General features: G+C 62.4%; 20 protein-coding genes. 17 read left to right on the forward strand and 3 right to left on the reverse strand.

Features of this window, described 5'->3' with window-relative positions:
• Positions 1–59 precede the first annotated feature (59 nt).
• The 6 genes from FHX76_RS13850 (at position 60) to FHX76_RS13875 (ending at position 3675) form a co-directional block, all read left to right on the forward strand.
• Complete coding sequence (locus tag FHX76_RS13850) at positions 60–668, forward strand: hypothetical protein (RefSeq protein ID WP_167151551.1); 609 nt, start codon at positions 60–62, stop codon at positions 666–668.
• Entirely contained in the window at positions 628–1386 is a 759-nt protein-coding gene (locus tag FHX76_RS13855) for a hypothetical protein (RefSeq protein ID WP_167151553.1), read from the forward strand. Before FHX76_RS13850 ends, FHX76_RS13855 begins: the two co-directional genes overlap by 41 nt.
• Positions 1383–1925 (forward strand): hypothetical protein, encoded by a 543-nt coding sequence (locus tag FHX76_RS13860; protein WP_167151555.1) that lies wholly within the window; start codon positions 1383–1385, stop codon positions 1923–1925. The genes FHX76_RS13855 and FHX76_RS13860 overlap by 4 nt, the downstream gene beginning before the upstream one ends.
• Positions 1925–2287 carry a hypothetical protein gene (locus tag FHX76_RS13865; RefSeq protein ID WP_167151557.1) on the forward strand — a complete coding sequence of 121 codons (363 nt, stop codon included), beginning with the start codon at positions 1925–1927 and terminating at the stop codon, positions 2285–2287. The genes FHX76_RS13860 and FHX76_RS13865 overlap by 1 nt, the downstream gene beginning before the upstream one ends.
• A 3-nt stretch (positions 2288–2290) precedes the next feature.
• Positions 2291–2545, forward strand: a complete 255-nt coding sequence (locus FHX76_RS13870; protein WP_167151559.1) for a hypothetical protein — start codon at positions 2291–2293, stop codon at positions 2543–2545.
• A gap of 203 nt (positions 2546–2748) precedes the next feature.
• Positions 2749–3675, forward strand: a complete 927-nt coding sequence (locus FHX76_RS13875) for an NADP-dependent oxidoreductase (protein WP_167151561.1) — start codon at positions 2749–2751, stop codon at positions 3673–3675.
• 65 nt (positions 3676–3740) lie between these two features.
• On the opposite strand, the gene FHX76_RS13880 is transcribed toward FHX76_RS13875, so the two are convergent.
• Positions 3741–4418 carry a GntR family transcriptional regulator gene (locus FHX76_RS13880; RefSeq protein ID WP_167151563.1) on the reverse strand — a complete coding sequence of 226 codons (678 nt, stop codon included), beginning with the start codon at positions 4416–4418 and terminating at the stop codon, positions 3741–3743.
• A gap of 149 nt (positions 4419–4567) precedes the next feature.
• On the opposite strand from FHX76_RS13880, the gene FHX76_RS13885 reads away from it, so the two are divergent.
• The 5 genes from FHX76_RS13885 to FHX76_RS13905 are packed head-to-tail and all read left to right on the forward strand — an operon-like array spanning position 4568 to position 10894.
• Positions 4568–5863, forward strand: coding sequence for an NRAMP family divalent metal transporter (locus FHX76_RS13885; RefSeq protein ID WP_167151565.1), 1296 nt, complete (start codon positions 4568–4570; stop codon positions 5861–5863).
• A 37-nt stretch (positions 5864–5900) separates the two neighbouring features.
• Positions 5901–6728, forward strand: coding sequence for a LamB/YcsF family protein (locus tag FHX76_RS13890; RefSeq protein ID WP_167151566.1), 828 nt, complete (start codon positions 5901–5903; stop codon positions 6726–6728).
• The gene (locus tag FHX76_RS13895; RefSeq protein ID WP_167151568.1) at positions 6725–7531 is read left to right on the forward strand and encodes a putative hydro-lyase; all 807 of its coding nucleotides are present in this window, start codon (positions 6725–6727) and stop codon (positions 7529–7531) included. The genes FHX76_RS13890 and FHX76_RS13895 overlap by 4 nt, the downstream gene beginning before the upstream one ends.
• A 28-nt stretch (positions 7532–7559) precedes the next feature.
• Positions 7560–9164, forward strand: a complete 1605-nt coding sequence (locus FHX76_RS13900) for a 5-oxoprolinase subunit B/C family protein (protein WP_167151570.1) — start codon at positions 7560–7562, stop codon at positions 9162–9164.
• Positions 9161–10894 carry an ATP-binding protein gene (locus tag FHX76_RS13905; protein WP_167151572.1) on the forward strand — a complete coding sequence of 578 codons (1734 nt, stop codon included), beginning with the start codon at positions 9161–9163 and terminating at the stop codon, positions 10892–10894. The genes FHX76_RS13900 and FHX76_RS13905 overlap by 4 nt, the downstream gene beginning before the upstream one ends.
• A gap of 75 nt (positions 10895–10969) precedes the next feature.
• Here FHX76_RS13905 and trhO read toward each other — a convergent pair whose 3' ends face one another.
• Positions 10970–11914, reverse strand: a complete 945-nt coding sequence (gene trhO / locus FHX76_RS13910) for an oxygen-dependent tRNA uridine(34) hydroxylase TrhO (RefSeq protein WP_167151574.1) — start codon at positions 11912–11914, stop codon at positions 10970–10972.
• A 137-nt stretch (positions 11915–12051) separates the two neighbouring features.
• Here trhO and FHX76_RS13915 point away from each other — a divergent pair, with 137 nt between their 5' ends.
• From FHX76_RS13915 to FHX76_RS13925, 3 genes are read left to right on the forward strand one after another with little or no spacing between them, the layout of a single operon-like run.
• Positions 12052–13062: a methionine ABC transporter ATP-binding protein gene (locus FHX76_RS13915; RefSeq protein ID WP_167151576.1), complete on the forward strand. Its 1011-nt coding sequence runs from the start codon at positions 12052–12054 to the stop codon at positions 13060–13062.
• Positions 13055–13714: a methionine ABC transporter permease gene (locus FHX76_RS13920; protein ID WP_167151578.1), complete on the forward strand. Its 660-nt coding sequence runs from the start codon at positions 13055–13057 to the stop codon at positions 13712–13714. Before FHX76_RS13915 ends, FHX76_RS13920 begins: the two co-directional genes overlap by 8 nt.
• Positions 13715–13760: 46 nt before the next feature.
• On the forward strand, positions 13761–14606 hold the full coding sequence (locus tag FHX76_RS13925) for a MetQ/NlpA family ABC transporter substrate-binding protein (protein ID WP_208402682.1): 846 nt from the start codon (positions 13761–13763) through the stop codon (positions 14604–14606).
• Positions 14607–14631: 25 nt separating this feature from the next.
• Here FHX76_RS13925 and FHX76_RS13930 read toward each other — a convergent pair whose 3' ends face one another.
• On the reverse strand, positions 14632–16380 hold the full coding sequence (locus tag FHX76_RS13930) for a dihydroxyacetone kinase family protein (protein ID WP_167151580.1): 1749 nt from the start codon (positions 16378–16380) through the stop codon (positions 14632–14634).
• A 443-nt stretch (positions 16381–16823) separates the two neighbouring features.
• Between FHX76_RS13930 and FHX76_RS13935 the strand changes: the two genes are divergently transcribed.
• The 3 genes from FHX76_RS13935 to FHX76_RS13945 all read left to right on the forward strand — a co-directional run bounded on the left by FHX76_RS13935 (position 16824) and on the right by FHX76_RS13945 (position 19569).
• Positions 16824–17843 (forward strand): methionine ABC transporter ATP-binding protein, encoded by a 1020-nt coding sequence (locus tag FHX76_RS13935; protein ID WP_167151582.1) that lies wholly within the window; start codon positions 16824–16826, stop codon positions 17841–17843.
• Entirely contained in the window at positions 17836–18495 is a 660-nt protein-coding gene (locus tag FHX76_RS13940; protein ID WP_167151584.1) for a methionine ABC transporter permease, read from the forward strand. Before FHX76_RS13935 ends, FHX76_RS13940 begins: the two co-directional genes overlap by 8 nt.
• 63 nt (positions 18496–18558) lie before the next feature.
• Positions 18559–19569: a uroporphyrinogen decarboxylase family protein gene (locus FHX76_RS13945; RefSeq protein WP_167151586.1), complete on the forward strand. Its 1011-nt coding sequence runs from the start codon at positions 18559–18561 to the stop codon at positions 19567–19569.
• The last annotated feature ends 127 nt before the right edge of the window (positions 19570–19696 follow it).

A 19696-nucleotide genomic window follows, 5' to 3' on the forward strand; every position in this document is an offset into this window, starting at 1 on the left:
GGGTCTCTTCGGCAGGGGCCGTGAGCTGGGGCTCGCGGCAGACGCAGCGACCGCTCTCTGTGACCGCCGCAGGACAAGCCCTACTTGCGGCATGTTTTGCTGCGGTCGCCGTGCTTGGGCTTACTCAAATGGATGAGCTAAGTCTGCTTGCTCTGTTTGCTCTGGTCTTAATGCTGGTTGGTTCAATCTGTTTGGGGTTTGCTGCCTTCGTTCTGCGAGGATATTTTTCGCGGCGTCGGTTTCTGCGCGCACAGTTTCCTTCCGCCGATATTTTCACCTGGTTGCGATGTTCTGAAATGAGGTCAGGGATCAGCCGGATTTGGGTCCAATATCCCGGGCCTGAAGATGTGTCGCCCAAAATTCGTTCGAGCGGATCGCTCGTTCTTGCTGAGAACGGTCTTTCGCTCTGGCAGGGAAGCGAACAATCGATGGAACGCGTTATGAGTCTGTCTTGGGCGTCCGTTATCACGTGCCGAACCGAATGGATTGCTATCGTCGGGCAGTCCGTGGAGGTGGTGAACATTGACGTTCTTGTCGATGACCAAAAAATCCCGCTTGCACTCAACATTATTGAACGCAACGGGTCGGTCATGACGAACCGGCCAAAACGCGTAGCGAAGGAAATTCGTGGCCGATATGGCGCGCGATTTTGGATGCCGCATGTCTGAAGAAGAGCCTGCACGCGATTCTCGATACTCCGAAGCCGCCTTAGCCTTCGGACACGCAGCCGTTCTCGAAAGGCGACGATTCAGGCGACAGGTTGCTGGATACGCGTTGGTCGGAGCGCCGGTTGCTCTTGTCGGAATCGTCGGTGGGTCCATCCGGTTCTTTGCGGGGCCACCTCGAGGCGACCAAATGGTTTCCCTTTTTGCGATCGTTTTGAGCATCGTTGCTTTTGTTATTGGTTTTAGTGCCTTGATGCTGTGGATCCTGACTTCGAAGGTACGAGGCAAACTCAACGTGGTGAGAACACAGCTCGGGTCTGACTCGGCGGCATACATGCTTCGGCGTTCGTTTGGGCTGTTTTCTGTGCTTGAGCGTATGGAACATCGGAAACTCTTTGACGAGAATAAAGACGAGTACTTGATTTGTATCGTCACTGCAGCCGAAATCCATTTCTCGGGAGCCGCAACAGGTCTGAGTCCGAGCGTTACTGTCCCTTATTCAGAGATTCTGTCGGTCGAATTGGGCCCAGGGTTGACGAGCAGATCATTGATGACCTTGGGGGAACGTCGGGGCATCGTGCTGACGCTGCGGGCAGATCCAGAGGAACGCGTGGTTCTGTTTCCTATGAATGAGAAGAATTGGGGGCTCACCTCTCTTTCGGAGGGCGAATTGGTTCGAATCGTAAACCAGATCCGTGCTGCCATCGGACACACCTCGTGAGAAGTACCGCGAGCAAGTTTGCCGGACTCGTTCGAGCCGTCTTCGCGCTGACCGGATTAGCCCTCACCGTGTATGGGGTTGCCTACGCCTACTTCCAGTACCCGATAGAGTCGTGTCTCTCGCTGAGGGTCGTCCTGGACCAGATCGGGACGGACGGTTCCGTACTGTTGTTCGCCCACCTGGCATGCCAGGTAGCCGCTGCGGTCCTCGTTACGACGTATCAAACAGTGCGGCTTGGGCGGCCGGCGCGTTGGTCACTTGATTATCCGTTCTCTGCCTGGCGCGTGCTGAGGTCGTTGCTGTACCTTGTTGCCCTCCTCGGAGTGATCAGCTCGATCATGTACGGGTTCATGAATTACAACATCTACGAGATGGCGATGGAGAGAGGCTGCGACTCGAACAGTGGATGGACCCCGCCGTTTCAGCTTGCCTGGATGCTTCTCGCCCTGTGTTGGGCGTTGTCGGGTGTTGACCTGTGGATGAAGCGGCGACATCGGGTCGACGCTCGGGCTTCGGCCACACAGTGGAACGTGCGTTGATGACAGTCGTAGGTGGCAGCGTGGTGAACGCGAAGACTCAAGAATTTCTGCGGGAAGGACAACACGATTTGGAGCGAAGACTGATGGAAATCGGTGGCGAACTGAGCCCCGCCGCCGAGGGCTGGCTGGCTGTGGCCGGCGGTTCCTTTGCGATTGCGCTCTGCCTCCTGTGTATGTTTCGCTCGGCGAAGGTCGCTCGCTGGCTTGCCAACGCGCAACGGAGCAGGGGTGGCACGATGGCCGAGCAGGCTGCCCAAAACTCGACGCCAGGAACCATCATGTTTGTTGGCATTGCCGGGCTTTTTGTGGGGACTCCTCTTCTGATTGTTGGCATCGTGCAGCTGTCGCAGCTCCAGGGTTGAGTGATGACACTCTTTCAACTTCTTGTGTTCTGTGTTGCCGCCGCGTTTGGGCTTTCGGGGGCGATGGGCCTGGTGTTTCGAAAACGGATTCGGCTTCGCCTGCTTCGCCGATACCGGACGGCAAGCGAGCGAAACGTTGAACTGGGTCTGCCACCCATCGAAGACCACGAGGTTCCAGGAGTCTTCACGATTTGTCTTCTCTCTGTGTTCGGTCTCGCGATGTGCGGCGTGAGCATCTGGGTCGGGCCGGGGAGTTGATGCTCGCTGAGATGTTGGAGCAGCGCGGCGCCAACCCCTGGGCAGCGTGAGAAACATCCCGAACCATTGAACGTTGGATGCCGGAGCAGTAGCCTGCAAAGGTGCGGGGGATGAGCCCGGTGCGCTGACCAGTCGGAAACGCCTACGAAGCCGCATCGCCGGGCCGTGTCTCGCGCGGCAACTTGGCACAGAAGGAGCAACGGATGCGCGCGGTAGTGTACGAAGAATTTGGCGGGCCAGGGGTGCTCCAGATTGTGACCGTTCCTGATCCTGAAACGCCGGTTGACAACCAGGTCGTCATTGAGGTGCGCGCAGTCGGAATTAATCCCTACGACCGCAAGGTTCGTTCGGGGCTTGTTCCGCTGAAGGACCCCAAATTTCCGCGCGGGATTTGCTCCGATTTTGCCGGTGTTGTTGTCGAAGCGGGGTCGGAGGCGGTGCATGCCGACGGCAGCCAGATTCTTGCCGGTCACGAAGTGATGGGTTGGTCAATTGGGGGATCCCTGCGCGAACTCGTGCGGGTACGTTCTGCCCAGCTTGCCCGAAAGCCGGCCTCGCTTGACTGGACCGTCGCCGGCTCGCTGACCACGCCCGGCCTGACCGCCGTTGCGGCCCTCGAAACGCTCAACATCGGCCCCAACGACACCGTGCTGCTGAGCGCTGCATCAGGTTCGGTCGGCGTGCTATACGCCCAGCTTGCGATTGCGCGCGGCGCTACCGTGATCGGCACCGCAAGCGAGCGCAACCACGACGTGTTGCGGGCCCACGGCATCCTGCCAACCACCTATGGCCCTGGGCTCGCGGATCGCGTGCGGGCCATCGCCCCCGAAGGAATTACCGCGGTGCAAGACAACGCGGGGCGTGAGACCGTCGAGGCAGGCCTAGAGCTCGGGCTGCCCGCCGACCGGATCTGCTCCATCGTTGATTATGGGGCCATTGCCGAGTTTGGCATCGTGAGCCCAGGGCAATACGTGCGCTCGGCGGTTACCCTTGGCGTGCTTGCGCAGCGGGCGGCTGACGGAGACCTCGACCTGCCCATCGCCAACGTGTTTCCGCTCGACCGGGTTGTTGACGCCTTCACCTTGCTCGAGAGCGGGCACAGCGGCGGCAAAATTGTGATCGCTCCGTAGGCCGTGAGTCGTCTCGGCTAAGACGTCGGACGCGATAGTGCCTCGGACCCGACGAGATCGCTGGGTTACACCGCGGCGGCGGCATACCTCGCATACGCCGCGAGCACGGTGCGCTCGGACTGCACGAGGTAATCGTCGAGGGCCTTTGCCGCGGCTTCTGCCTGTCCCGCCTCGAAGAGTTCGAGGATGTCCTGGTTGAGCCCAATATAGGGCTCGTGCAGGAACTCGGGGTCGTCTAGCATTCCGAACGCGAGTCTGAGCTCGGCCGAGATATTGCGGTAGAGCCGGTCGAGGCGCTCGCTGTCGGCGAGGGCGACTACGGCCGAGTGGAACTCCATGTTTGCCGTTCCAACGCTCAGCCAGTCGGCCGCTGCCTGCGACGTGATGGCGCTTTCGACCGCCGCCCGCATCCGCTGGCTTGCTGGATGTCGAGGGGGCGCGAGCACGATGGCCTGGCATTCGATGATGCGGCGCACGCGATAGATGTCAATAATGGCGGCGAGGGATGGCGTTGCCACGAAAACGCCACGGTTTGGCACGTGCACGAGCAGGCCCTCGTGGGTGAGCATGCGGAAGGTTTCGCGGAGCGTGTTTCGCGAGATTTGGAGGCTTTCGCTCAGTGAGGTTTCGGAGAGTTGCTGTCCGGGCACGAGTTCTCCGCTGACCAGTTTGTTGCGGATATTTGCCGCAACGTGATCGGTGAGGGAGGGGGTTACCGGTGCCGGTTTCTCGTCTCGAGCCATTCCGCCAGTGTAGCCGGGACTCTGGGGATGTTAATTGCTCAACAATCTTTACATTTTTGTTGAGCAATAATAAGCTTCTCGCAATGCTCTCAGGCTTTCGCTGCAGTGGCGCATCGAATCAACCAAGAGCCAGGAAGAATACACACACCATGACACCCGCCCAGAACGCTCCCGAAACGGCTGAAACAACCGACGGTTCCTCAGTAGAAGGCGTCGGCCAGCAAGCCGCCGGTTTTGCTCGTGCCCGCAAAGCATCCCTGATTGGGGCCATCTTCATGATGGCCACCTCGGCCATCGGCCCAGGCTTTATTACCCAGACCGCAACGTTTACCGCAACGATGGGCGCGGCGTTTGCCTTCGGCATCCTCGCCTCGATCCTCATCGACTTCATCGTGCAGCTCAACATCTGGCGCATCGTCACGGTCACTGGCAAGCGCGCCGCGAACCTCGCCAACGAGGCGATCCCTGGCAGCGGTTACGTGCTCGCCGTGCTCGTCATCTTCGGCGGGCTCGTGTTCAACATCGGAAACACCGCAGGCGCCGGGCTCGGTCTCAACGCCATGCTTGGGCTCGACCCGAAGATTGGCGGCGCGATCAGCGCGCTCATCGCGGTGGCCATCTTCCTCGCGAAGCGCGCCAGCATCGCGGTTGACCGGGTCATGATTGGCCTCGGCATCGTCATGATCTTGCTGACGGTCTACGTCGCAATCGTGTCGGGCCCCCCGGTTGGTGAGGCCCTTCGACAGACCGTCTGGCCGGACGAGATCAACTTCGCCACCATTACCACCATCGTTGGTGGAACCGTTGGTGGCTACATCACCTACGCTGGCGCCCACCGCCTGCTCGACAGCGGAACGGCCGGCGTCGACAACATCAAGCAGGTTTCGAAGGCTGCGCTGAACGGCATTCTCGTGACCGGCGTGATGCGTTACATCCTGTTCCTCGCGATCCTCGGCGTTGTGGCGAGCGGCGTTGTCATCGACACGTCAGGCAGCGGAGCAAACCCAGCAGCACAGGCCTTCCAAGCAGCGGCTGGCGAGTTTGGACTCCGTGCGTTTGGGCTTGTGCTCTGGGCCGCCGGCATCACGAGTGTGATCGGCGCCGCCTACACCTCGATCTCGTTCATCACGGTGTTTAACAAGAAGATCACCGAGCGCGGCCGCAACCTGGCAACGGTTGTCTTCATCTTGGTCTCGCTCGGGATCTACCTGATTGTTGGCACGGCCCCCGCCGCCCTGCTCGTGTTCGCCGGTGGGTTCAACGGGCTCATCCTGCCCATCGGACTCACAATATTTATGTATGTTGGATGGTTCAGGGGCGACCTCATGAACGGTTACCGCTACCCGCGCTGGCTGCTTGTGCTCGGAACCCTGGTTACCGGGCTCACCTGGTACATGGGCGTTGTTTCGGTTGTGCCGATCTTCGCCTTCCTCGGCGTCAGCTAACCAACCATCACCCCCCCAGATACACAGAGGTATTGCCATGAACAGCACAACAGCCAGCGCTGCTGGACTTCGCCGAATTGACCTGAACAGTGACCTCGGTGAGGGCTTTGGCCGGTGGTCGCTTGGCGACGACGCCGCCATGCTCAGCATCGTGTCGAGCGCCAACGTTGCCTGCGGGTTTCATGCCGGCGACCCCGCCGCGATTCTGGACACCGTCCGCGCGGCCCGTGACAACGGCGTTGCCATCGGTGCCCACGTTGCGTACCGAGACCTGGCCGGTTTTGGCCGCCGCAACATGGATGTTGACAGTCGCGACCTGATCGCGGATGTTGTCTACCAGATCGGCGCGCTCAAAGGCCTCGCCGCCGCGGCGGGCGCCACCGTGAGCTACGTCAAGCCACACGGCGCGCTGTATAACACCATCGCCCACGACGAGCGGCAGGCCACCGATGTGGTGAAGGCCATCCGCGAGGTTGACCCGAGCCTCGTGCTCATGGGGCTGGCCGGTTCAACCGTGCTGCGGATTGGAGAGGAGGCAGGGCTGCGCTGCGTTGCCGAGGCCTTCGCCGACCGGGCCTACACACCGGAGGGCGTGCTGGTTTCCCGCCGAGAGGCTGGCTCGGTGCTGCACGACGCCGAACAGGTGGCCGAACGGATGCTGCAGCTCGTGACAGAGGGCACCGTCACCGCCATCGACGGGTCCGTTGCGCGCGTGCAGGCCGACTCGATCTGCGTGCACGGCGATACGGAGGGCTCGGTAGCCATGGCCAGGCGCGTGCGTGAGGTGCTGACCGAGGCCGGCATCGAGATCCGCTCGTTTATCGAGGGGCACAACTCAGGCACCGCAAACGGAGGCAACAAATGACCGCAGTAGCAGACGCCCGAATCGCCGCTGTCACGGCCGCGCGCGAGGCACGAGCCATGTACCGATCAGGGTTTGTCGCGCCAACCGCAGGCATCGCGCCAGGCATGACCCAGGCAAACATGATTTCGCTCCCGAAGGACTGGGCCTACGATTTCCTGCTCTACGCCCAGCGGAATCCAAAGGCCTGCCCTGTGCTTGACGTGTCGGACCCTGGTTCGCACAGCACCATGCTTGCCGATGGCGCTGACCTGCGCACCGACATCCCCCTCTATCGCGTGTGGCGCGACGGCGAGCTTGCCGAAGAAGTCACCGATGCGTCGGCAGCGTGGGCGGAGCATCCCGACCTCGTGACCTTCCTCATCGGCTGCAGCTTCACCTTCGAAACGCCGCTGCTTGAGGCCGGAATTGAGGTGCGGCACATCACCGACGGCACCAACGTTCCCATGTACCGCACCAACCGCCAGTGCCGCCCGGCCGGGCGGTTCAAGGGCGAGATGGTGGTCTCGATGCGCCCGATTCAGGCGGATCGAGTCGCGGATGCCGCGACGATCTCCGGTCGGTTCCCCTCGGTGCACGGATCGCCGGTGCACGTCGGCGAACCGGCGCTGCTTGGCATCAACGACCTCGCAGCCCCCGATTTTGGCGACGCGGTTCGCATCGAGCCCGGCGAGGTTCCCGTGTTCTGGGCCTGTGGTGTCACCCCGCAGGCCGCGGTCATGGCGTCGGGCGTTCCCTTCGCGGTGACCCATGCTCCCGGATACATGTTTGTAACCGACGTTGCCGACTCGACCTATCACGTCTAACCTGCTGCACCCCAGCGGAAAGTCCCCCATGAGATTTTTGCCCGTCAATCGCGACGCGATGCTTGTTGAGCTCGCGGATCTTGACGACACCCTTGCCCTGCTTGATTCGCTCAACGCCCATCCCATCCACGGGGTCGAGGAGCTTGTCCCTGCCGCCCGCACGATCCTGGTCACGTTTCGCCCCGGTGCCGTGAGCGCCGCGCAGATTGCCGACAACATTCGAGGCCGAGACCTCGGGCATCGCACGGCAACCGTCGGGCAGCTGGTTGAGATCCCGGTGGCCTACACCGGGGATGACCTCCACGATGTTGCCGGGCTGCTTGGCGTCTCGGCAGATGAGGTCGTCGCGATGCATGCCGGTTCGGAGTACACCGTGGCATTTACCGGGTTTGCTCCTGGGTTTGCCTACCTCACAGGCGGGCATCCGCTGCTGGATGTTCCTCGCCGTGCCGTGCCGCGCACGAGGATTCCTGCGGGCGCGGTCGGCCTCGCCGGAATGTTCAGCGGGGTGTACCCCCAGGCGAGCCCTGGTGGCTGGCAGATCATCGGGGTGACTGATGTGCCGATGTGGGACCTCGCGCGCGAGGTTCCCGCGCTGTTACAGCCGGGATATCGGGTGAAGTTTGTGCCGGTAACCGAGCAGATCGCCGTGGCCGCGGGGGACGCTCAGTCAGAGGCATCCACGCCTGAGGCATCCACGCCAGAGGCGAAGCCAGAATCGGCGGTGCTGCAGGGCCTCCGGATGCGGGCGACCGGCATCCAAACCGTTGTGCAAGACCTTGGTCGACCTGGTCAGGCCGGTCAGGGAGTCTCGGCTTCCGGCGCCCTCGACCGCACCTCGCTTCGCGTTGCCAACCGTCTTGTCGGAAACGCCTCGGACGAGGCCTGCCTCGAAACCGTTGACGGCGGCCTGCGCCTTGAGAGCATCGGCGACAACGTGGTTGCGGTCGCCGGCGCGAGCACGTTGCTGACGCTTCTTGCCGCTGACGGAACAAAACGCCAACGCCGAGGGTATGAGCCCATTGTGCTTGAGGACGGCGATCAGCTGCTCCTGTCCGAGCCAGAGCGGGGCACCCGGAGCTACGTTGCCGTCCGTGGAGGCTTCGATCTGCCTCCGATTCTTGGCAGCCGCGCAACCGACACGCTTGCCAACATCGGCCCAGCGCCCCTCGTCCCCGGCGCAGTGATTCCGGTGCGGCAGGCTGTAGGCGGAGCCGCAATCGAGCCCCTGCTGACCGAACCCCCGCAGCTGCCGAGCGCGGCCGAGACCGTGACACTCGATGTGGTCATGGGCCCGCGCGACGACTGGTTCACCCCAGACGCCGTCGCCACGTTCGGCGCACAGACCTGGCGGGTGACGGCACAATCGAACCGGGTTGGGCTTCGCCTCTCCGCAGAGGTTCCCCTCGAACGGTCGATCACGACCGAGCTGCCCAGCGAGGGAACCGCCGTTGGGGCCATTCAGGTGCCGGCAAGCGGGCAGCCTGTGCTGTTCCTCGCCGATCACCCGCTGACCGGCGGTTACCCCGTGATTGGTTCTGTTGCCACGTACCACCTCAACCTCGCCGGGCAGATTCCCATCGGTGCCGGCATCCGTTTTAACCCCATCAGCGACGTGAAGGACAGCAAGTGAAGAAAGTACTCATCGCCAACCGCGGAGAAATCGCGACGCGAATTGCGAGGGCCTGTGCCGATTACGGGGTCACCTCAGTTGCCGTCTACGCCGATGTGGATGCTGATGCCCTGCACGTGCGCCTCGCCGACGAGGCATACGGGCTCGACGGCGACCGCCCCGCCGACAGCTATCTCAACATCCCAAAGATCATCGAGATCGCGCGGCGCTCCGGCGCCGACGCGGTTCACCCCGGCTACGGGTTCCTCTCGGAGAGCGCCGAATTTGCGCAGGCCGTTCTTGACGCGGGACTCATCTGGATCGGGCCGTCACCCAGCAGCATCGAGTTGCTCGGCGACAAGGTTGCCGCCCGCAAAATCGCAGAGCGCGTTGGCGCCCCGCTGGTTTCGGGGACCTCAGACCCTGTTGCAGGAGCCGACGAGGTCGTTGCGTTCGCAGAGGAACACGGCCTGCCAATCGCGATCAAGGCAGCATTCGGCGGCGGAGGCCGGGGCCTCAAAGTCGCCTGGCGCATGGACGAGGTCGCCGAACTCTTCGAGTCAGCCGTGCGAGAAGCCGTGACCGCCTTTGGCCGTGGCGAATGCTTCGTTGAGCAGTTCCTCGACCGCCCCCGCCACGTCGAGGCGCAGATCATCGCAGACACTCACGGAAGCGTCGTGGTGCTTGGCACGCGCGACTGCTCGCTGCAGCGCCGCAACCAGAAGCTGGTCGAGGAGGCGCCGGCGCCGTTCCTGACCGCCGAGCAGCGCGAGCGCATCCACAGCTCGGCGAAGGCCATCTGCGCAGAGGCCGGCTACGTTGGCGCCGGAACGGTTGAGTTTCTGCTGAGCGCCGACGGCACCATCTCGTTCCTTGAGGTCAATACGCGCCTGCAGGTTGAGCATCCCGTAACCGAAGAGACCACCGGAATCGACATCGTCGTTGAGCAGCTGCGCGTAGCCGACGGCCTTCCGCTCTCGATCACCGAAACGCCAGCGCCAGTTGGGCACTCGTTTGAGTTCCGGATCAATGCGGAGGATGCCGGCCGCGGCTTCCTGCCAACCCCGGGAACCATCACCTCGTTTTCCGCGCCCTCCGGCCCCGGCGTTCGAGTCGACTCTGGTGTGGCATCGGGTTCGACGGTTCCTGGAACCTTTGACTCGCTCATGGCGAAGCTCATCGTGTCTGGTGCGACGCGGGAACAGGCCATTGCGCGCGCCCGAAGGGCCCTTCGCGAGTTCACAATCGAGGGTGTTGCGTCGGTACTGCCCTTCCACGAGGCCGTCATGAACCATGCCGACTTCACGTCTGCCGACTCATTCGGCGTACACACCCGCTGGATCGAGACGGATTTTGCGGAGGCCATCACCATTGCGCCTCGGGTTGAGCCCGCGGCAGCGGAGGCCCTCACCCGCACGTTTGTTGAGATCGACGGGCGGCGGGTACAGCTTGGGCTGCCAGCTTCGTTGCTGAGCGGCGTAGCGGTCTCCTCGGCTCAGGCTGAGGTCGCTCAGGCGGCACCAGAAGCCGAGTCTGACCCGGCAGTTGTTGCCGCCCCCATCACCGGAACGCTGCTTAACTGGCAGGTTGCCAACGGTGCGGCGGTTGCCGAGGGCGACGTTATTGCGGTCATGGAAGCCATGAAGATGGAGACGCAGGTCTTTGCCCACCGAGCCGGAACGATCGCCCGCCTCGGATCTGAAGCCGACTACGTGAAGGCCGGCACGGCCCTCGCCCGAATCGAGGCGTAGCCGCGAGCCTCGCGCATCCGACCAATTCGAGTGGCGGATGCGCGATGCTGAGTGCGGTGAGTCGCGGTTGCGTCGCTAGCCGAGCACGGCCACATGAGCCTCGCACGTGGTCTGTGCCTCGTGCGCCTCGCAGACGACCAGCTGCTCGCGGCAGCTCGGCTCGACGCAGTTGTGCATGTTCTTCGTTGGGGTTTCGCAGCGGTAGCAGCGGCCGATGACCTTGGTGTTGTCGCTGAAATCCATCGAAACCCGGTCGTCGAAGACGTACAGCGAACCCTCCCAGAGACCGCTGTCGCCAAAGGTCTCGCCGTAGCGCACGATGCCGCCGTCGATCTGGTAGATCTCGTCGAAGCCGCGGCTTTTCATGAGCCCGCTCAGGACCTCGCAGCGGATGCCGCCGGTGCAGTACGTGACAACGGGCTTGTCCTTGAGGTGGTCGTACTTGCCGCTGTCGAGCTCGCGCACGAAGTCGTGCGTTGTGGCGACGTCTGGCACGACGGCATCTTTAAACCGGCCGATCTCGGCCTCAAACGCGTTGCGGCCGTCGAAGAAGACCACCTCGTCGCCCTTGCGCTCCATGAGGTCGTGCAGCTCTTGCGGCTTGAGCTTGGTGCCGCCGCCAACAACCCCAGCGTTGTCAACGACGAGCTCTTCTGGTGCGCCGAAGCTTACGATCTCGTCGCGGACCTTCACGCTGAGGCGAGGAAAATCGGTGCTGATGCGCCACGGAGCCTGACGGCTGCGGCCGAGCAGCTTCTGCTCTGGCTCTGGAAGGAAGCCGGTGCCGTCGCTCCACTTCACGTCGAGGTTGGCAAACGCGGGGTGCTCTTTCGTGCGGCGCAGGTAGAGCTTGCACGCGTCGATTTCTCCGCCGACCGTGCCGTTGAGCCCGTCTTTTGAGATGATGATTCGGCCGCGCAGGCCAAGGGAATCGCACAGTTCGCGCTGCCAGAGGCGGATAGCTTCTGGGTCGGCGATGGGCGCAAATACGTAGTACAACAAGATTTTGGGGGTGGCCATACCTCGATTTTACCCTGCCAAAGGTTGCCGTCACACAGCGACATAACCCTTGCGCATTCGCGAGGCGCTTGTAGACTTCATCGCGGCAGACTTTTGTCGCAGCTTCCCCACTCGCAGGGGCCCAGGAGAACATACAGTTGATTCAGCTTCGCAATGTAACGAAGGTGTACACGCGCGCCAAAAAGACCATCACCGCCCTTGACGGCATCAACCTCCAGATCGATAAGGGCGATATCTTTGGCGTGATCGGTTACAGCGGTGCCGGAAAGAGCACGCTCATCCGACTCATCAACTACCTCGAACGCCCAACAAGCGGCGACGTTGAGGTCGACGGCCTTGTGCTCGGCGACCGTTCCCCGTCGCAGCTGCGAGAGGTCAAACGCGAGATCGGGATGATCTTCCAGCACTTCAACCTGCTTGAGTCTCGCACGGTCAGCCACAACGTTGGGATGCCGCTCATCCTCGCCGGCAAGCCGAAGCACGAGGTCGAGGCCCGCGTCGCCGAACTGCTGGCGTTTGTTGGGCTTGAAGACCGCGGCGCAAGCTACCCAAGCGAGCTGTCAGGCGGGCAGAAGCAGCGCGTCGGCATCGCGCGTGCCCTCGCCTCAAACCCCAAGATTCTGCTGTGCGACGAGGCCACCTCGGCGCTCGACCCCGAGACAACCCGCTCCATCCTTGCCCTGCTGCAGCGCATCAACCGCGAGCTCAACATCACGATTGTGCTCATCACGCACGAGATGTCGGTCATCCAGGAGATCTGCAACCGGGTCGCGGTCATGGAAAACGGCCACATCGTTGAGGAAGGCAGGGCGCTCGATATCTTCCTGCGCCCCGGACACCAAACCACCCGCAACTTTGTGCGCACCATCATGTCGATCGATGACGAGCCCGTCGCCCAGGTAGACGGCGAACGCGTCGTGCGGCTTGAGGTGCTTGGGGACGCACTCGGCGAGCCGTTCATTGACCGCCTGAAGCCAGACTTTGGGCTGCGCACACACATCGAACGCGCAAACACCGTCTACGTGCAGCAGACGAAAATTCTTGTGCTTGTGCTGCGGCTGAGCGGCGAGCCCGGCGCGATTGACGCCGGCATCGCCTACCTCGAATCCGCTGGCATCACCGTGCTGGAGGAGAGCGCCGATGTTTAACACGCAGGTCACCCTCGAACAGTTCCTGACGAGCATCGCCCAGACGGGTCAGCTGCTTGGCGTCTCCTTTGTTGGCGGCGTGCTGATCGGGCTTCCTCTCGGTATTTTGCTCGTCGCGACCAGGCCAGGCGGCATTACGCCCAACAAGGCCGTCTACAACATCGCGAACCCGGTCGTGAACATCGTGCGGTCCGTGCCGTTCATCATCCTCATGGTGGCGATCATCCCCTTCACCAGGTTGATTGTTGGGACGTCGATCGGGACAACGGCCGCGATCGTTCCGCTCATCCTCTACATCGGGCCGTTCATCGCCAGGCTTGTAGAGAACTCCCTGCTTGAGGTCGACCGCGGCATCGTGGAGGCGGCCGAATCGATGGGCGCTTCGCCGTTCCAAATCATCTGGCGCTTCCTGCTGCCGGAGGCCACAAGCTCGCTCATCCTCTCGATGACCACCGCCATCATTGGGCTGCTCGGCGCGACGGCCATGGCCGGAGTTGTTGGCGGCGGTGGCATCGGCGACCTTGCAATCGTCTTCGGCTATCAGCGGTTCGATACCTTTGTGATGGTTGTCACCGTCGCTATCCTTGTCATCTTTGTGCAGGGAATGCAGAGCTTTGGCAACTTTGCGGCCCGCCGCGTTCGCCGCGACTAACGCCCCAAGAACATCCTGCATCCACACCCCACAGCGAAGGAATCACGTGATCAAGAAACGAATGCTCCTGCTCGGAACCGCCCTCAGCGCGGTGCTGGCCCTCGGCCTCACCGCCTGCGCGCCGGCCGCAAACGATGACGCGGCCGGCGGCGACAGCAAGACGATCCGCGTCGGCTTCGGCGTCGGGCTGTACGAGCAGATGTTCCGCGACGGCATCCTTCCGATTCTGGAAGACGAAGGCTACGACGTCAAAATCACGTCGTTCTCGCAGAACCTGCAGCTGAACCCAGCCATGAAGGAAGGATCGCTCGACCTTACGATCTTCCAGAACACCTCGTACATGGACTCGGTTGGTGCCGAGCTTGGCAGCGACATGTCGCGCCTCAACTTCATCCCGTCGGCGCCGCAGGGGCTGTACTCCGATAAGTTCAAGTCGCTCGATGACGTCAAGGACGGCGCAACCGTGACGGTTCCCCAGGACCCGGCAACGCTGCACCGCGCCATGGCCTTGCTTGAGAGCATCGGCTGGGTCAAGACCAACCCTGACGCCGACGTTGCCACGTTCAGCCTCAACGACGTGACCGAAAATAAGTACAACCTCGAGTGGAAGTCGCTCGACCTCGCGCAGGCGCTCACCTCGCTTGCCGACGTCGACTTTGCGGTCATCAATGGCAACTACATCACCACCTCCGACCGCCTGATCTCCTCGGCCCTCGCGGTCGAGAAGACCATGGACGAGCAGACGCAGCTCATCACCTCTGTGCTCACCAAGGATCTTGATACCGACTGGGCAAAGGATGTTGCCTCGGCGTACGACTCTCAGGAGTTCCGCGAATATGTCGAGGGTGACGACACCTACGTCGGTTGGGTCATGCCGCCCAACTGGAAGTAGCAACCACCAGCCGGGCAGCAACGCCCTAACCGCGCGAGTTGAGCTCGGCGCTCACGGCCGCCAGCCAGATGGCAACGGCCTGAGCTCCGGGGTCTGCCGTGCCAACCGCTCGCTCGCCCAGGTAGCGGCTGCGGCCCTTGAGCGCGGTCATTGCCGCGGTTGACTCTGCCCCTGCTACTGCGGCGCGCGTCGCTGAGGCGAGAGCGGTTGACGTGGAGGCTCCGTCATGGATGCTGCTCGCAAACGCCTCGGCGGCGGGGATGAGCGCATCCATCATGGTGCGGTCACCAACTGTGGCCCCGCCCAAATTGGTGACGTAGCCGACGGCGGTACTAAAGGCCTCTGCAAGGCGGGCCTCTGATGCGTCGCCCTGGCCCAGCGTGCGCGCGGCGCCCAAGAGCAGGCTTGCGTAGAGCGGGCCTGAGGTTCCGCCAATAACCCGGCTCAGCGTCGTTGACACGAGCCTGAGCGTTTCGGCGGCGCTCCGGTCTGCCGCGCCGGGCAGCACCTCTGCCCTGATCGCCTTTGCCCCGCGGGCGAGGCTGATGCCAAGGTCGCCGTCGCCAACGATCTGGTCCATCTCGGTGAGCAGGTGCTCCGCGTCGAGCAGCGCGGCGCAGGCGGCCTCAAGCAGCGCGGCCGCTGTGGATGCTGCTGCCCGATCCGCGTCGGTGGTCGGCGCCGAGTTCGCCGAGGCATCCACTCGATTGCCGCTGGATGTGCGCGGCCGAACGTTGGCCTCAAGAACGCGTTCGGCGAGGGACGCCGGCGCAACGGCTTGCACCCACGCGGCCGAACGTGCCGGCGCATCAAGCAGCGCGAGGCGGTTGTTGTCAACCGACAGCAGCGTGAGCGAGCAACCAGGCATATCGAGCGCCGTGAGGAAATTGCCGGTCCACACCCGCTCAACGACGATGCCGCGTTCCGCGAGGGAGTTGAGCGCTGCCCTCGTCACGATGGAGAGTTCCATGCTCGGCGTGGCTCCTAAGCCGTTGACCAGGAGCGCAACCCGCGAATCCTTGCCAAAGTCGCCAGCAGCCGTGATGGAGTCGAGGAGGGTCTCGACCACCTCATCCGCTGGCGCAAGATCGGTGCGCGTCACGCCGGCCTCGCCGTGAATGCCAAGCCCGAGCTCCATCTGAGCCCCCTCAAACGTGAAGTTGGGGGTGCCCGCCGCCGGAACCGTGCACGGCCCGAGGCCAACACCCATCGTCCAGAGACCGTCGGCCGCTGCCTGAGCGGCATCCGCAACGTCGTCGAGGGAGCCGCCTGCCTCGGCGACCGCCCCGGCAACCTTGTGTACAAGCACAGTGCCAGCAAGGCCGCGGCGGGCCTCGTCGCCGTGCAGGTTAATGAGGGCAACATCGTCGCGAACGACAACCGTGCGGACGGGAACGCCGTCTGCCGCTGCCAGCTGCGCCGCAAGCCCAAAGTTGAGGATGTCGCCCGTGTAGTTCTTGACCACAAGCAGCACGCCGGCCTCGCCGCCAACACTCATGACGGCATCGTAGACGGCGTCGGTTGAGGGCGACGTGAAGACGTCGCCGCTCACCGCGGCAGTGAGCAGGCCTGAGCCAACGTAGCCGGCGTGTGCCGGCTCGTGCCCGGCCCCGCCGCCGGAAAGAATAGCGACCCTGCTGTCGCGCCGAGCATCGGCATCCGAACGAATAACCGTGAGCGACGAACCGAGCAGGGCGACCCCGTCGGTTGCCATGACGAGCCCCTCAAGGGTTTCGCGAACGGTCTGGTCAACGTGATTAATCAGTTTTTGCATGGCGACTTTCTTTCGTGAGCGAATCAGAGTGATAGGTCACAGCAGGTGAAGTTTCGAGTCAAGAAGCGGCGAGAAATCGCCCTTTTGGGGACCGTTCTTGCCGTGCCAATGCCCTCATTAGAGCACACTACCCAGAACCTTACTAGCCCTCTGAGCGGCGATTCGAACCCATAACTGACGCTAATGGGAGAGGTTGACGAACTGTCATTGTCCTTGCCATTGGCCTATGGGATTGTGGCTTCTAACAGCAGATTTCTTGTCACACGAACCCGAGACCCGGACCATTCGTTGGCAACAGAAACTCGAGTCAGGCCGCCGCACACAGTCCCCGGACCGCGCAGCTCTCGCACCGAAGCAGAGCAGATGCAACAGCAATACCGGGCGCAACTGAGACGTCAACGGCATCGTGCGGGACAACCGCCGCAGCACAGGAGATTTCAGCAATGATTGAGCTTCGCAACATAACCAAGGTGTACGAACGTGCACAGAAGAAAATAACAGCGCTCGACCACGTGGATCTCACGATCGATAAGGGCGATATTTTTGGCGTGATCGGCTACAGCGGTGCTGGAAAGAGCACGCTCATCCGCCTCGTCAACTTTCTCGAACGGCCAACATCCGGCAGCGTTATTGTCGACGGAACCGACCTCGCGTCGTGCTCGCCATCACAGCTGCGAGGGGTGAAGCGCGAGATTGGGATGATCTTCCAACACTTCAACCTGCTGCAGTCGCGAACCGTAGCCCACAACGTCGCCATGCCGCTCATCCTCGCGGGCAAGAAAAAGCACGAGATCGAGCCCCGAGTCGCCGAACTGCTCGCGTTTGTTGGGCTCGAAGATAAGGGCTCAAGCTACCCAAACGAACTCTCAGGCGGACAAAAACAGCGCGTTGGAATTGCGCGCGCGCTCGCCTCGAACCCGAAGATTTTGTTGTGTGACGAGGCAACCTCCGCGCTCGACCCCGAGACCACTCGGTCGATCCTCGCGCTGCTGCAGCGCATCAACAAGGAGCTCAACATCACGATCGTGCTCATCACGCACGAGATGTCGGTCATCCAGGAGATCTGCAACCGCGTTGCCGTCATGGAAAACGGGCAGATCGTTGAACTTGGGCCAACTCTCGACGTGTTTCTGCACCCAACGCATCCAACCGCCCGCAACTTTGTGCAGACCGTGATGTCAACCGATGTCGCCGTTGAAGAACAGATGACCACAAACGCCAACGAGCGAGTGGTGCAGCTCGAAGTCATGGGCGACGCGCTCAACGAACCATTCATCGACCTGCTCGGCGCGAACCACGGACTGCAGACCCAGATCCTGCGCGCAAACACCGTCTCAGTGCAGCAGACCAAAATTCTTATCCTCGTGCTGAAGCTTTCCGGCACCCAGCAGCAGATTGCCGAGGGGCTCACCGCGCTCCGGGAAACCGGCATCACCGTATTGGAAGTGGCTACCCATGTTTGATACTCAGATCACCCTCGACCAGTTTCTTGAAGGCCTCTACCAAACGGCCCAGCTGCTCGGATTTTCGTTCCTTGGCGGAATCGCCATCGGCCTCCCGCTTGGCATCCTCCTTGTCGTCACACGGCCGGGTGGCATCGCCGAAAACAAGGCGGTCTACAACATCGCCAACCCGGTTGTGAACATCATCCGCTCGGTGCCGTTCATCATCCTCATGGTTGCGATCATTCCGCTCACACGATTTATTGTTGGCACCTCCATTGGGACCGCAGCCGCGATCGTTCCGCTCATCCTCTACATTGGACCGTTTATCGCGCGCCTCGTCGAGAACTCACTGCTTGAGGTGAATCGCGGCATCATTGAGGCGGCCGAATCGATGGGGGCAACTCCGGTGCAGATCATTTGGCGCTTCCTGCTGCCTGAGGCCTTCGGCTCGCTCATCCTCTCGATGACAACGGCAATCATCGGGCTGCTCGGGGCCACTGCCATGGCCGGCGTTGTCGGCGGTGGTGGTATCGGTGACCTCGCAATCGTCTTTGGCTATCAGCGCTTCGACACGTTTGTCATGGTCGTCACGGTTGTTGTGCTTGTGCTCTTTGTGCAGGGCATGCAGAGCGTCGGCAACCTCGCTGCTCGCAAGGTGCGCCGCAGCTAACCTCAAGGCCTGACACCGTCACCGCCAATCACTGACTACCCCAAATCTTCAAAGGAGCCCGTCATGACGGAACAAACCAAACGCCAACTCTTCAACCAGGTCATGGATGGCCAGCCAACCAGCCGCACGCTCATGAGTACCTGGTGTCACTTTCTCGCCGACGAGAACGAGGCAGAGACGCTCGCAGCCGCAACCATCAACTACGCGCGCACCTTCGACTGGGACTGGATCAAATACAACCCGCGGGCCATCTACGTGCCAGAGGCCTGGGGCAACAAATACGACTACAACGCCATCGACTGGGTCTTTCCCCGCCTGGTGAAGTCGGTGCTCACCACGCCAGAAGACCTCGCGGCGTTCCCCGACACCCTTCCCATCAACAGCCCTTCGCTTGTTGAGCAGGCGCGCGGAATGGCGCTCGTGCAGGAGGCGCTGCCGGACACGCCAGTGCTCGCCACAATCTTTTCGCCGCTCTCTATCCTGCTGCTGCTCGCGGGACTGCCCATCACCAACAACGGCTTCACCAACACGAGCGTCGACGGCCTGAGCCGAGAAGATCTCTTTGAGACCTACGCCGACGAGACCGACCGCGTGCTTGCGGCAATCGCCGACGGGCTCGCCCGGTACATCCAACAGCTGCACGCCGACGGAGTCGACGGCATCTTCTTCGCAACCACGAGCACCGCCGCGCTGTTCACTCCTGAGCAGTTCGAACGGTTCTCGGTGCCCCACGACGCAACGGTGCTCACCGCGGCACCCGGCATGCGCAGCATCCTGCACACGTGTGGGGACCATGCGAGGCCCGAGTTCTTCCAGAGCTACCCGGTGGATGCGCTCAGCTGGGACACCCACGCGGAAGGCAACCTGCCGGTCGATGCCGAGCTGAGCCTGCCAACCGTGTGCGGCGTCTCGCGGCACGCCTTCGACCGTGGCGACATCGTCTCGATCAACGAGCAGTCGGCAGAGGCGCTTGCGGCGAATGCGGGGAGGCCCTTTGTGCTTACTCCCGACTGCGCCATCAGCTCAGGCACCTCAGAATCGGCGCTCCACGCCTTCCGCGGGGCGACGCGCTAGGGGCCTCGGTTCCCTGCTAACGACCTCGGCTCCCCGCTAACGGCCTCGGCTCCCGCGACCGCGCGCATCCTCCAACCACAGACTCAGCAACATTTCCTGCAACACCGTTACACAGCACATCAACACA

It is taken from the genome of Lysinibacter cavernae, from assembly GCF_011758565.1.
GTDB classification, from domain to species: Bacteria; Actinomycetota; Actinomycetes; order Actinomycetales; family Microbacteriaceae; genus Lysinibacter; species Lysinibacter cavernae.